Here is a 13,652-nt window from a genome sequence, read left to right on the forward strand (position 1 = left end):
TGCGGCGGCTCAGCGCCCGCCCGCGGGCGCGGCCGCCTGCGGCGCGGCCCCCGGCAGGCTGGCGGCATCCCAGCCGCCACCCAGGCTGCGGTAGACGCTGACCAGGGCGGTCGCCACCTCGGTGCGGGCGGCGGTTTCGGCCTCGCGGCTGGCCAGGGCCTCGCGCTGGGCATCGAGCACGCTCAGGTAGTCGTCGATGCCGGCGTCGTGGCGCAGCGTCGCCAGGCGCAGGGCCTCCTGGTTCTGGCGACTGGCCTCGGCCAGGCGCTGCACGCGCTCGCTGCCGCGGCTGTAGTCGCTGAAGGCGGCCTCGGTCTCTTCCAGCGCGGCGGCCACGGCCTGGTCGTAGCGCGCCAGGGCCTGGGCGCTGCGCGCCTCGGCCGCGGCGATGCGGGCGCGCAGCGCGCCCGAATCGAAGGGCGCCCATTGCAGGCCCGCCCCCAGGCTGTAGACACCCGCCCCGGCCCGGGCCAGGCCGCTGACGGTGGCGGCATTCAGGCCCAGCAGGCCCGAGAGCGAGACCTTGGGGAAGAGATCGGCCGTGGCCACGCCGATGCGGGCGGTGGCGGCGGCCAGCTCGCGCTCGGCGGCGATCAGGTCGGGCCGGCGTTGCAGCCAGGCGGCCGGCGTGCCGACCGGCAGCGCGCCGAGGTCGGTCAGCGGCAGGGCGGGCAGCGGGGCCGGCGACGCCAGCCGGGCCAGCAGCTCGCCATGCGCCTGGCCGCTGAGGGTGGCGATGCGGAAGGCCTGGCGCTCAATGCCGGCCCGCAGCGCGGGCAGGGCTGCCTCGGTGCCGGCCAGCAGGCCGCGGGCGCGGGCCAGGTCGAGATCGCTCGCCCGACCGGCCTCGCTGCGCAGGCGCAGCAGCTCGACCGAGGCGCGCTGGGCGCGCAGGGCCTCCTCGGTCGCGATCAGGCGCTGTTGCAGGCCGCGCAGGCTGAGGTAGCTGCCCGCCAGCTCGGCCACCAGGGAGACCTGCACCGCCTGCAAGCCGGCTTCGCTGGCCGCGACGGTGGCGGTGGCCGCCTCGCGGCTGCGGGCCAGGCCGCCGAAGAAATCCAGCTCCCAGCTTGCGACGAAGCCGGCGTTCAGGATGTTGCCGGTGCGGGCCTCGCGTGAAAGGCCCTGCGCCTGGGTCAAGGGAATGACCGTACGGTTCGCGCCGGCATCAATGCCGCCGCTGGGGCGCTGCGCCGCCTCGGCCTCGCGCAGGCCGGCGCGGGCCTCCTGCAAGCGGGCCAGGGCCAGGCGCAGCTCGGGGTTGGCGGCCAGGGCCTGCTCGACGAGACCGTCGAGCACCGGGTCCTGGAAGCCGCGCCAGAAGCGGGCGATGCGGGCCGGGTCGACGGCCTGGGTGTTGGGCGCCGCCGCGGCACCGGCCTGGGTGAAGCCGGCCGGCAGGCGGGTGACGGGCGGCTTGGCGTCCGGGCCGACGGTGGTGCAGGCAGCCAGCAGGGCGGCAGCGGCCAGCGGCGCCAGGCGCTGCAGGGGGCCGGGACCGCGGCGCAGGATGGACTCAGTCATGGGAGGCTCCGGCGGTCGGGCTGTCCGCGCCGTGGCCGTGGCCATGGCCGGCGCGAACCGGCATGGCCCGGCCGCGGCCGCGCATCAGCACATAGAATACGGGGGTCAGGTAGATGCCGAAGATCGTCACGCCGATCATCCCGCTGAAGACGGCGATGCCCATGGCCTGGCGCATCTCGGAGCCCGCGCCGCTGCCGAAGATCAGCGGCGTCACGCCGGCGATGAAGGCGATCGAGGTCATCAGGATGGGGCGCAGGCGCATGCGGCAGGCGTGGATCACGGCATCGAGCACCTTCTCGCCCTGCTCTTCGAGCTCCTTGGCGAACTCGACGATCAGGATGGCGTTCTTGCATGCCAGGCCGACGAGCACGACGAAGGCGATCTGCGTGAACAGATTGAAGTCGCCCGGCTGGCCCCAGAAGCGCGAGAGCCAGACGCCGGTCAGCGCCGACAGGATGCACATCGGCACGATCAGCAGGATCGCGATCGGCAGCTTCCAGCTCTCGTACATCGCCGCCAGCACCAGGAAGACCAGCAGCACGCAGATCGGGAAGATCAGGACCATGGTGTTGCCGGCGATCTTTTCCTGGTAGACCAGCTCGGTCCACTGGTAGCCGACGCCGCGCGGCAGCGCCTCCTTGAGCAGCTTCTCCATCTCGGCCTGGGCCTGGCCCGAGCTGAAGCCGGGCTTGGGCGAGCCGTTGATGTCGGCCGAGTAGTAGCCGTTGTAGCGGCTGACCGCCGAGGGGCCGAAGGTGGGCTGCACGTCGACGAAGGCGCCCAGCGGCACCATGTCGCCGCGGTCGTTGCGCACGCGCAGGGCGGCGATGTCCTCGGGCTTGTTGCGGAAGGGCGCATCGGCCTGGACGATGACCTGGTAGGTCTTGCCGAAGCGGTTGAAGTCGTTGACGTAGAGCGAGCCCAGGTAGGTCTGCATGGTCTCGTAGACGTCGGACAGGTTCACGCCAAGCTGCTTGGCCTTGGTGCGGTCCACGTCCGCGAAGAGCTGCGGCACATTGATCTGATAGTTGCTGTAGGTCAGACCGATGCTGGACTGCGGGTTGGCATAGATGCGGCCGATGGCGCCCCAGACCGCGGCATAGAGCGCCTGCTCGCCGACCGAATCGCGGTCTTGCAGCTCCAGGCGGAAACCGCCGGCATTGCCCAGGCCGTCCACCGCGGGTGGCGGCACGACGAACATCTGCGCATCCTGGATCTGCTGGATCGCCCCGTTGACGTTGCCCAGGATGGCCTGGAGCTGGGTCTCGGCGGTCTTGCGGTCCTCGAAGTCGTGCAGGCCGAAGAAGACGATGCCGGCGTTCGGCTGGGCCGCGAAGCCATTGATCGACAGGCCAGGGAAGGCCACCGAATCCTTGATGCCGGGTACCTTGAGCGCGATCTCGCTCATGCGGCGGATGACGGCCTCGGTGCGGTCCAGGCTGGCGCCGTCGGGCAGTTGGGCGATGCCGATCAGGTACTGCTTGTCGGGCGCCGGCACGAAGCCCGGCGGCACGCGGGTGAAGAGGAAGCCGGTCAGCGCCAGGCCGATGGCATAGACCACCAGGGCCGCCGCCTTGTGCCGCACCAGACCGCCGACCTGCCGGCTGTAGCCCGAGGAGCCGCGCTGGAAGACGCGGTTGAACCAGGCGAAGAAGCCGCCGAAGACCTTGTCCATGCCGCGGGTCAGCCAGTCCTTGGGGGCGTCATGGCCCTTGAGCAGGATGGCGCTGAGCGCAGGCGACAGGGTCAGTGAGTTGAAGGCCGAGATCACCGTGGAGATCGCGATCGTCACCGCGAACTGGCGGTAGAACTGCCCCGACAGGCCGGAGACGAAGGCCAGCGGAATGAAGACCGCGCACAGCACCAGGCCGATGGCGATGATGGGCCCGCTGACCTCGCGCATGGCCTTGATGCTGGCCTCGCGCGGGCTGAGGCCGGACTCGATGTTGCGCTCGACGTTCTCGACCACGACGATCGCATCGTCGACCACGATGCCGATGGCCAGCACCAGGCCGAACAGCGTCAGGGTGTTGATGGTGAAGCCCATCGCCAGCAGCACGGCGAAGGTGCCGACCACCGAGACCGGCACGGCCAGCAGCGGGATGATCGAGGCGCGCCAGGTCTGCAGGAAGACGATGACCACCAGCACCACCAGCAGCACCGCCTCGATCAGGGTCTGCACGACCTTGTTGATCGAGGTCTGCACGAAGCGGGTGGGGTCGTAGACGATGCTGTAGTCCACGCCGGCCGGGAAGTCGGCCTTGAGCCGCTCCATGGTCTGGCGCACCGCCTCCGACAGCGCCAGCGCATTCGCGTCGGGCGACTGGAAGATGGCGATGGCCGCAGCCTCCTTGTTGTTCAGCAGGCTGCGCAGCGAATAGCTGTTAGACGAAAGCTCGACCCGGCCGACGTCCTTGAGCCGGACGATGGAGCCGTCGCGGGTGTCGACGCGCAGGATGATCTCGGCGAACTCCTCGGGCGAGCTGAGCCGGCCCTGGGTGTTGATCGAGAGCTGGAATTCGGTGCCGCGCGGCGCGGGCGGCGCGCCGACGACACCGGCCGCGACCTGCGCGTTCTGCTCGCGGACCGCTCGGGTCACGTCGCCCGCGGTCAGGCCGCGCGCGGTGAGCTTGTCCGGGTCCAGCCAGATGCGCATGGCGTAGTCGCCCGAGCCGAAGGCCTGCACCGAGCCCATGCCGGGGATGCGCAGCAGCTCGTCGCGGATGTTGAGCGTCGCGTAGTTGCGCAGGTAGAGCGCGTCGTACTTGTCCTCCGGCGAGACGAGGTGGACCACCATCGTCAGGTTGGGCGAACTCTTCTCGGTCGTCACGCCGATCTGCCGTACCACCTCGGGCAGGCGCGGCAGCGTGCGGTTGACGCGGTTCTGCACCGCGGTCTCGGCCGCATCGGCATCGGTGCCGATCTTGAAGGTGACGGTCAGGGTCATCGCGCCGTCGGCGGTGGCCTGCGAGGACATATAGAGCATGTCCTCGACGCCGTTGACCGCCTCTTCCAGCGGCGTGGCCACCGTCTGGGCGATCACGCGCGGGTTGGCGCCGGGGAACTGGGCGCGCACGACGACCTGCGGCGGCGCGACCTCGGGGTATTCGGAAATCGGCAGCCGGAAGATCGCGATCAGGCCGACGAGGAAGACCATGATCGACAGCACCGCGGCAAAGCGCGGCCGGTCGATGAAGAAGCGTGAGATGTCCATGGCGCGGGCTCCGGCAGATCAGGCGCCGGCCGCCGAGGCGGCGGAGGCCGGGGCGGCGGCCGGCGCCGCGCCCGGGGCGGCTTCGACCGGCAGGCCATTGGCATCGACCGGCAGTTCCAGCGGCTCCAGCGGCGCGCCGGGGCGCACGCGCTGCAAGCCGCTGACAACCACCTTCTCGCCCGCGGCCAGGCCCTTCTCGATCACCCGCATGCCCTCGCGCAGCGCGCCGGGCTGGACTTCGCGGTACTGCGCGATCTTGTCCGCGCCGACCACGTAGACGAACTTCTTGCTCTGGTCCGTGCCGATCGCGCGGTCCGGCGTCAGCACGACCTTGCGCGGCTCGCCACCCGCGAGCTGGATGCGTGCGAACAGGCCCGGCGCGAAGCGGCCGTCGCGGTTGTCGAAGACGGCGCGGACGCGGATCGCGCCGGTCGCCGGATTCAGGCGGTTGTCGACGAAGTCGACCGCGCCGGCATGCGGCAGGCCGCGCTCGTCGGCCAGGCCCATGCGGGCCTGCAGCGTCGCCGGGGCCACCTTGCGCAGGCGCAGGAAGGCCTGCTCGCTCACGTCGAAATAGGCATAGACCTTCTGCAGGCTGACCAGGGTGGTCAGCACCTGCTCGGGGCCGACGAGGTTGCCGGTGGTGATCTCGGCGCGCGAGAGCTTGCCGGCGATGGGCGCGCGGATTTCGGTGAAGGCCAGGTTCAGGCGGGCGCCCTGCAGCGCGGCCTCGGCCGCGCGAAGCTGGGCTTCGGCGGTGCGGGCGGCGGCGGCGAGCTGGTCGACCTCCTGGCGCGAGACGGCGCGCGATTCCAGCAGGCCCTGGGCGCGGCCCAGGTCGGCCTGGGCGATGGCGAACTGGGCCTGGGCGGCCGCCTGCTGCGATTCGAAGCGGGCGACCTCGGCGGCATAGGTGCGGCGGTCGATGGTGAAGAGCAACTGGCCGGCCTTGACCACCGCGCCGTCGCGGAAATGCACCTTGTCGATGGGGCCGCCGACGCGGGCGCGGATGTCGACCGATTCGGGCGCTTCGAGGCGGCCGGTGAAGTCGAGCTGCTCACGCACCATGCGCTCGACCGCGGGCGCCACCGCCACCGGCGGCGCACCCGGCGGGCCGCCCTGGGCCTGGACGCCTTCGCTGCAGCCACTCAGCAGGCTGAGGCTGCCGAGCACGGCGACCAGGGTGGTCGTGGCCGCCAGGGCCCAGGGGCGGCGGCCCAGGGGCTGGGTGGTGGCGTCGGCGTTGGCGTCGGGGGGGGTGCCGGCGTCGGACGATAGGGGACGGATGGAGGGCGTCATGGTCGTGCAGCTTCTTTGGCCCGGGCGGCCGGAAGGGGGAGGCAGGGGCCCGGCGCACAGCGCCCGGCCCTTGACCCGCAGTGCAGCAATCTTAATGACCAAACGGTCAGTCAGGTGTGACAGCCCAAAGGCCTTAGGCCCCATGAGCCCAAAACGCGGCCCGCTTGCGCGGCAGCGGCGAAGCGAGGCGCAGCCCGCCGCCGCGGCTTTGGCATGATGGGCCGATGCCCGAACTGCGCAGCCTGCCGCCCGCCCCGCCGCCCCCGAGCGAGCCGCGCCGCCACGGCCCGGCCGCCTATGCCGTGCGGGTGGCGCCGAGCCGCATCGACGGCCAGGGCGCCTATGCCGACGAGGCGGTGCCGGCGCGGCGCAAGATCGGCGAGATCCGCGGCGAGCGCATCAGCGTGCGCGAGGCCCGTCGGCGCGCCAAGGGCCTGGCGCGGATCATGATCGTCGAGCTCGATGCGCATCACGCGATCGACGCAGCGGGCTCCTCGGATCCGCTGCGCTTCGTCAACCACAGCTGCGCGCCGAATGCGGTGCTGCGCATCCGCCAGGGCCGGGTGGAGTTCTACGCCCTGCGCGCGCTGAGCCCGGGCGAGGAGATCACCGCCGACTACGGCGAGTCGCACCACGCCGGCCAGTTGCGCTGCGGCTGCGGCGCGCCCAACTGCCGCGGCGCGATCTGAACCGGGCCCGCCCCCGGGCCGGCGGGCTTCGCGGAAAATCCACGGTTTCCTCCGCGAGGCCCCGATGAACGACGACACCCCCCGCGAAGCCAGCGCCCCCGTGGCCGAGGCCCCTGCCGCTGCCGGCAAGAAGGTCTACATCAAGACCTTCGGCTGCCAGATGAACGAGTACGACTCGGACAAGATGGTGGACGTGATGCGCGCCGCCGAAGGCTACGAGCCCACGCAGGACCCGGAGCAGGCCGACCTGATCCTCTTCAACACCTGCTCGGTGCGCGAGAAGGCGCAGGAGAAGGTCTTCAGCGACCTGGGCCGGGTCAAGCACCTGAAGGCGCGCGGCACCAAGATTGCCGTGGGCGGCTGCGTGGCCAGCCAGGAAGGCGCGGCCCTGCTGGACCGTGCGCCCTATGTGGACGTGGTCTTTGGCCCCCAGACCCTGCACCGCCTGCCCGAGCTGCTAAAGCGCCGCGACAGCCAGCGCCGGCCGCAGGTCGACATCAGCTTCCCCGAGGTCGAGAAGTTCGACCACCTGCCGCCCGCCCGGGTGGAGGGCGCCAGCGCCTTCGTCTCCATCATGGAAGGTTGCAGCAAGTACTGCAGCTACTGCGTGGTGCCCTACACCCGCGGCGAGGAGGTGAGCCGGCCCTTCGACGACGTGCTGAGCGAGGTGGCCCACCTGGCCGAGCAGGGCGTGAAGGAAGTGACGCTGCTGGGCCAGAACGTGAACGCCTACCGCGGGCCGATGGGCGGCACGGCCGAGATCGCCGACTTCGCCTTCCTGCTGGAAGTGGTGGCCGAGATCCCGGGCATCGAGCGCATCCGCTACACGACCAGCCATCCCAAGGAGTTCAGCGCGCGGCTGATCGAGCTCTACGGCCGCTGCGACAAGCTGGTCAACCATGTGCACCTGCCGGTGCAGCACGGCAGCGACCGCGTGCTGATGGCGATGAAGCGCGGCTACACCGCGCTGGAGTTCAAGAGCATCGTGCGCCGCCTGCGCGCGCTGCGGCCGGACATCGCCATCGGCAGCGACTTCATCGTCGGCTTTCCCGGCGAGACCGAGGCCGACTTCGCCCTGCTGATGAAGCTGGTCGAGGAGGTGGCCTTTGACGCGAGCTTCAGCTTCATCTACAGCAGCCGGCCCGGCACGCCCGCCGCGGCGCTGGCCGACGACACGCCGGCGGAGGTGAAGCTCAAGCGCCTGCAAGTCCTGCAAGCGGCGATCGAGGCCGAGGCGCAGCGCCGCAGCCAGGCCCTGGTCGGCTGCATGCAGCGCGTGCTGGTCGAGGGCCCGAGCCGCAAGGACCCGACCGAGCTGATGGGCCGCACCGAGTGCAACCGCATCGTCAACTTCGCCCCCGGCCCGCAGCCGCAGCGCCTGGTCGGCCAGTTGCTGGACCTGCGCATCACCCAGGCCCTGCCGCATTCGCTGCGCGCCGAGCTGCCCACGCGCGAGGCCGTGCTCAGCGCCTGAGCCTGGGCTCTGTCCTGAAGCCCAAAGCCCGAAGCACGCATCCCCCGGCGGCCTGACGGCCGCCACTTGCCGGAGCCCCATGCCATGAACGCCCCCGAACGCCTGCTGCCGTCCCCGGATGCCGAGGCCCTGCGTGCCCATGTGGACCGCGCCTGGGCCGAGCGCATCGTGCCCGCGCTGCGCGACTACATCGCCATCCCGGCCAAGAGCCCGCTCTTCGATCCCGACTGGGCCGAGCACGGCCACCTGGAGAAGGTGCTGCGCGACGCGTCGACCTGGGTCGAGGCGCAGGGTCTGAGGGGCCTGCGGCTGGAGATCGTCCGCCTGACGGGCCCCGACGGCCGCCCGCGCACGCCGGTGATCTTCTTCGAGCTGGCGGCGAGTACGCCGGCTGCTGCGGTGCGTGCGCAGGACGATCCGACCGTGCTGCTCTATGGCCATCTGGACAAGCAGCCCGAGTTCGATGGCTGGAGGACCGGCCTCGGTCCGTGGACGCCGGTGCTGCAGGGCGAGCGGCTCTACGGCCGCGGCAGCGCCGACGATGGCTACGCCGTCTACAGCGCCGTCACGGCGTTGGCCGCGCTTCAGGCCCAGGGCCTGCCGCACCCGCGCTGCGTGGGCCTGATCGAGAGCTGCGAGGAAAGCGGCTCGGGCGACCTGCCGGCCTACCTGGACGCGCTGCGCCCGCGCCTGGGCGATGTGCAGCTCGTCGTCTGCCTGGATTCGGGGGCCGGCAACTACGAGCAGCTCTGGCTGACCAGCAGCCTGCGCGGCAACGTGACCGGCACGCTGCGGGTGGAGGTGCTGGACGAGGGCGTGCACTCGGGCGACGGCAGCGGCCTAGTGCCCTCGAGCTTCCGCATCCTGCGCCATCTGCTGGACCGGCTGGAGGACAGCGGCAGCGGTCGCGTGCTGCCCGAGAGCTTCCATGTCGCGATCCCGGCCGAGCGGGTGGCCCAGGCGCAGCAGGCCGCCGCCATCCTTGGGGCCGAGGTCTGGAAGCGCTACCCCTGGGCCTGCGGCGCCGACGGCGGCTTCGTGCTGCCGGTGACGACCGACCCGGCCGAGGTGCTGCTCAACCGCACCTGGCGCCCGACGCTGAGCGTGACCGGCGCCGACGGCTTTCCCGCCACCCGCAGCGCCGGCAATGTGCTGCGGCCCTTCACCGCCTTCAAGCTCAGCCTGCGCTTGCCGCCGGGCGTGGATGGCCATGTCGCCGCCCAGCGCCTGAAGGCCCTGCTGGAAGATCAGGCGCCCTACAACGCGCGGGTCACCTTCGAGCCCGATGGCCGGGCCGGCCCCGACGATGACGGCCAGGGCTCGGCGCGCTGGGGCGCGACGGGCTGGAATGCGCCCTCGCTCGCGCCCTGGCTGGATGCGGCGCTGGAGGCCGCCTCGCGCACGCACTTCGGCGCGTCCTATGCCCACATCGGCCAGGGCGGCACCATCCCGCTGATGAGCTTGCTGGAGGCGGGCTTCCCCAAGGCGCAGATGATGGTCTGCGGGGTGCTGGGCCCGAAGAGCAATGCGCATGGCCCCAACGAGTTCCTGCACCTGCCCTATGCGCAGCGGCTGACGGCCAGCGTCGCCGAGGTGATCGCGGCCTTCGCGCGCACGAAGGCTGAGGCTGTGGCGGGCTGAGCGGGGGCCGGTTTTCACGGCCGGGTCATGCAAGGCGCTTAGGGTCCGGTCCACGCCGCGACCTGTCCCGCGGACGCAGGAAGCCGACCATGACCCGCCCCGACGACGACCGCGCGACCGGCGCCGAACCCGACCTGGCCGAGCGCCTCTTCCTGGACCGGCTCGACAGCCTGGACGAGGAACTGGAACTGGAATTCGACGACCGCGACGCCGGCCGCAGCGCGGAAAGCCGCGACGAACGCCGACGCTACTTCCAGGAGTTGTTCCGCTTGCAGGGCGAGCTGGTCAAGCTGCAAGACTGGGTGCAGCACACGCGGCACAAGGTGGTCATCCTCTTCGAGGGCCGTGACGCGGCCGGCAAGGGCGGCGTGATCAAGCGTATCACCCAGCGGCTGAACCCGCGCGTCTGCCGCGTGGCCGCGCTGCCGGCGCCGAACGACCGCGAGCGCACGCAGTGGTACTTCCAGCGCTATGCCGCCCACCTGCCGGCTGCGGGCGAGATCGTGCTGTTTGACCGCAGTTGGTACAACCGTGCGGGCGTCGAGCGGGTGATGGGCTTCTGCACCGAGGCCGAGGTCGAGGAGTTCTTCCGCTCGGTGCCCGAGTTCGAGCGCATGCTGGTGCGCTCGGGCATCCAGCTCATCAAGTACTGGTTCTCGATCACCGACGAGGAGCAGGAAGCCCGCTTCGTAGCCCGCATCCAGGATCCGCTCAAGCAGTGGAAGCTCAGCCCCATGGACCTGGAAAGCCGGCGCCGCTGGGAGGACTACACCGTGGCCAAGGAAGCGATGCTGGAGCGCACGCACATCGCCGAGGCGCCTTGGTGGGTGGTGCAAGCCGTCGACAAGAAGAAGGCACGACTGAACTGCATCGCCCATCTGCTGGATCAGATGCCCTATGCCGAGGTGGAGCGTCCCGCCATCCAATTGCCGCAGCGGGTGCGGCATGCGGATTACCTGCGGCATCCGGTGCCGCAGGATCTAATCGTGCCTGAGCGTTACTGAACTGCCGGACCGGGCGGCCTGCCGAGCGGCTGCCTTGCCGATGCCGAACGAGCCGGCGCGGGTCGAGCCGGGCCGCGCAAGTGCTCAGACTGGCAGCGGACCGCGACGCAACCAGCAACGCAGGATGGCCGCGGCCATCGGCGCCGCCACTTCGGCCAGGTAGCGCAGGAAGTCGCCATGGGCGGCGTCGTCGGCCCGGTCGGAGATGCTGCGGATCACGGCATAGGGCACATCGCAGTCGTGGCAGACCTGGGCCAGGGCAGCGCCCTCCATCTCGACCGCCAGGGCATCGGGAAGCTCGTGGCGCAAGGCCTGACTTTCTGCCGCGGTGGCGACAAAGCGATCGCCGCTGACGATCAGGCCCTCGTGCAGGCGCGGCTGCGAGACGCCCAAGGCCTCCAGCGAGGCGGCCAGCGCCAGCCGCTCGACCGCCAAAGCCTCGGCCGCGGCGGCCTGCAAGCCATCACTCAGCTCGGCATCGGTCGGGAAGCGGGAGCGTCCGGTCAGCGGCACCTCATGCCGCGGAAACAGGGGGGAGACGTCCAGATCGTGCTGCAGCAGCTCGCGGGCGATGACGATGTCGCCCACCCGAGCCTGCGGATGCAGGCCGCCCGCCACGCCGGTGAAGACGATCGCCCGCGCCTTGAAACGCTCGATCAGCAAGGTGGCCGTGGTTGCGGCTGCGACCTTGCCGATGCGCGAAAGCACCAGCACCACGTCCTGTCCTTCGAGACGACCTGCGTGAAAGGCACGGCCGGCATGGTGATGCACGGTCGGCGAGTCCAACTGGGCCAGAAGCGCGGCAAGCTCCTCGGGCATGGCCGCCATCAGGGCCAGGGTCATGACAATCCTTGAACAGGGCGAGGGCGACGGGAGCGCATGAATCAGCGCAGCTCGCGTCGAAGGATCTTGCCGACCGGGGTCTTGGGCAAGTCGGCCCGGAACTCGATCTGGCGCGGACGCTTGTAGCCGGTCAGATTGGCATGGCAGTAGGTGCGCACTTGCTCCTCGGTGAGGGAGGGGTCCTGACGCACGATGACCAAGCGCACAGCTTCGCCAGATTTCTCGTCGGGTACCCCAACAGCCGCGCACTCAAGCACGCCAGGCATGCGCGACATCACATCCTCGATCTCGTTTGGATAGACGTTGAAGCCGCTGACGAGAATCATGTCCTTCTTGCGGTCGACGATCTTGAAGTAGCCGCGCTCATCGGCCACGCCAATGTCGCCGGTCCGCAGGAAGCCGTCCGCTGTCATCACGGCTGCCGTCTCGTCTGGCCGCTGCCAATAGCCCTGCATCACTTGCGGGCCGCGGATCGCGATCTCGCCGGGTTCGCCCAGCGCCACCTCCTGCCCGGCGTCGTCAAGCAGCTTGAACTCCGTCGACGGCAGGGGCAAGCCGATCGTGCCGGTGTAGCTCTTGGCATCGACCGGATTGCAACTGGCGGTCGGGCTGGTTTCCGACAGGCCGTAGCCTTCACAGATCGAACAGCCGGTCTTTTCTAGCCAAAGCTGCGCGACACCCGCGGTCACCGCCATGCCACCCCCGACGCTCAAACGCAGGCTCGACCAATCGACGGTGTTGAATTCAGGATGCCGCGCCAAGGCGCCGAACAAGGTATTGACCGCTGGAAAACTGTGGAAGCGATGCGGCTTGAGCGCCTTGAACACCGCAGGCAGGTCTCGGGGATTGGGAATCAGAATGTTGGCGCCACCGACTCGGAGGCTCAGCATCATGTTCACAGTAAACGCAAAGATGTGATAAAGCGGCAGTGCACAAACCGTCAACAAGGGCTCGTTGGCAGGCAACCCACCAAGGACCGGTCGATACCAAGCCTCGCATTGCAGAACATTTGCGATGATGTTCCGGTGGCTGAGAACCGCTCCTTTGCTGACCCCAGTGGTTCCCCCGGTGTATTGGAGCAACGCCACATCCTCAGCATCAACCTCAGGTCGCTGGTACGGCTGGGCTGCTCCTCGCTGCAAGGCCGTACCGAATCGAACAAAACCCGTCGAGTCGAAAGCCGGCACGAGCTTCTTGACGTGCCGCACCACCGCATTGACCACAGCGCCCTTGGCAACTCCCAGCATATCGCCCATGGCGGCAAGAACCACTCGGTTCGGCGGAATGGCATGCTTGGCAGCGCGCAAAGTCGCTGCGAAATTCTCAAGAATGACGATCGCTGACGATCCGGAATCGCGAAGCTGATGCTCAAGCTCGCGCGGGGTGTAGAGCGGGTTGACGTTCACCAGCACACAGCCGGCTCGCAGGATGCCTGCAACGACCACAGGATACTGCGGAACATTGGGCATCATCACGGCAACGCGATCACCCGCCTGTAAACCCAGCGACTGAAGGTATGCCGCAAAAGCGCGCGATCGAACATCAAGATCGTGAAAGCTGAAGCTGCGCCCAAGAAAGTGACAGGCCGGACGGCCTAAGAACTTGGCAAAGCTCTCGTCAATCAGTGTCAGCAGTGAGCCGTAGGCACTAGGATCAATGGTAGCCGGAACACCTTGGGGATAGTGCTTGAGCCAGGCAGCGGTCATGATCGTCTCCTTGCAACGGGACTATTGTCCCCAACCCGAGTCATCCCGTCATCAGGTGAAACCGCAGCGCCTTCGCCGCATTCGAAAACGGCAATGAGAAAACCCCCGACCTCATGGAGGACGGGGGTTTCAATGTATTAGCCTGACGATGTCCTACTTTCACACGGGCATCCGCACTATCATCGGCGCTGAGGTGTTTCACGGTCCTGTTCGGGATGGGAAGGGGTGGGACCACCTCGCTATGGTCGTCAGGCTTAA

The 13,652-nt window shown here is 69.5% G+C and carries 9 protein-coding genes and 1 rRNA gene; 4 read left to right on the forward strand and 6 right to left on the reverse strand.

The window, feature by feature from the left end; all coding sequences use genetic code 11:
- Positions 1 to 9 precede the first annotated feature (9 nt).
- From JI742_RS13600 to JI742_RS13610, 3 genes are read right to left on the reverse strand one after another with little or no spacing between them, the layout of a single operon-like run.
- Positions 10 to 1,524 carry an efflux transporter outer membrane subunit gene (locus tag JI742_RS13600; protein WP_201827845.1) on the reverse strand — a complete coding sequence of 505 codons (1,515 nt, stop codon included), beginning with the start codon at positions 1,522 to 1,524 and terminating at the stop codon, positions 10 to 12.
- Complete coding sequence (locus tag JI742_RS13605) at positions 1,517 to 4,738, reverse strand: efflux RND transporter permease subunit (protein WP_201827848.1); 3,222 nt, start codon at positions 4,736 to 4,738, stop codon at positions 1,517 to 1,519. Before JI742_RS13605 ends, JI742_RS13600 begins: the two co-directional genes overlap by 8 nt.
- Before the next feature lie 18 nt (positions 4,739 to 4,756).
- Positions 4,757 to 6,037 carry an efflux RND transporter periplasmic adaptor subunit gene (locus JI742_RS13610; RefSeq protein ID WP_201827851.1) on the reverse strand — a complete coding sequence of 427 codons (1,281 nt, stop codon included), beginning with the start codon at positions 6,035 to 6,037 and terminating at the stop codon, positions 4,757 to 4,759.
- 224 nt (positions 6,038 to 6,261) lie between these two features.
- Here JI742_RS13610 and JI742_RS13615 point away from each other — a divergent pair, with 224 nt between their 5' ends.
- The 4 genes from JI742_RS13615 (at position 6,262) to ppk2 (ending at position 10,845) form a co-directional block, all read left to right on the forward strand.
- Positions 6,262 to 6,726, forward strand: a complete 465-nt coding sequence (locus JI742_RS13615; RefSeq protein ID WP_201827854.1) for an SET domain-containing protein — start codon at positions 6,262 to 6,264, stop codon at positions 6,724 to 6,726.
- Between the two features lie 160 nt (positions 6,727 to 6,886).
- Entirely contained in the window at positions 6,887 to 8,200 is a 1,314-nt protein-coding gene (gene miaB, locus JI742_RS13620; RefSeq protein WP_236677101.1) for a tRNA (N6-isopentenyl adenosine(37)-C2)-methylthiotransferase MiaB, read from the forward strand.
- A gap of 84 nt (positions 8,201 to 8,284) precedes the next feature.
- Positions 8,285 to 9,841 (forward strand): M20/M25/M40 family metallo-hydrolase, encoded by a 1,557-nt coding sequence (locus tag JI742_RS13625; protein ID WP_201827860.1) that lies wholly within the window; start codon positions 8,285 to 8,287, stop codon positions 9,839 to 9,841.
- 89 nt (positions 9,842 to 9,930) lie between these two features.
- Positions 9,931 to 10,845: a polyphosphate kinase 2 gene (gene ppk2 / locus JI742_RS13630; RefSeq protein WP_201827863.1), complete on the forward strand. Its 915-nt coding sequence runs from the start codon at positions 9,931 to 9,933 to the stop codon at positions 10,843 to 10,845.
- Positions 10,846 to 10,929: 84 nt separating this feature from the next.
- On the opposite strand, the gene JI742_RS13635 is transcribed toward ppk2, so the two are convergent.
- From JI742_RS13635 to rrf, 3 genes are all read right to left on the reverse strand, one after another.
- Positions 10,930 to 11,688 carry a 5'-methylthioadenosine/adenosylhomocysteine nucleosidase gene (locus JI742_RS13635; protein WP_236677035.1) on the reverse strand — a complete coding sequence of 253 codons (759 nt, stop codon included), beginning with the start codon at positions 11,686 to 11,688 and terminating at the stop codon, positions 10,930 to 10,932.
- A gap of 41 nt (positions 11,689 to 11,729) precedes the next feature.
- Positions 11,730 to 13,397 carry a long-chain-fatty-acid--CoA ligase gene (locus JI742_RS13640; RefSeq protein ID WP_434057651.1) on the reverse strand — a complete coding sequence of 556 codons (1,668 nt, stop codon included), beginning with the start codon at positions 13,395 to 13,397 and terminating at the stop codon, positions 11,730 to 11,732.
- Between the two features lie 137 nt (positions 13,398 to 13,534).
- Positions 13,535 to 13,647: ribosomal RNA gene (gene rrf, locus JI742_RS13645) — 5S ribosomal RNA — on the reverse strand.
- Positions 13,648 to 13,652: the final 5 nt, after the last annotated feature.

This window comes from Piscinibacter lacus, assembly GCF_016735685.1.
GTDB lineage: Bacteria > Pseudomonadota > Gammaproteobacteria > Burkholderiales > Burkholderiaceae_C > Aquariibacter > Aquariibacter lacus.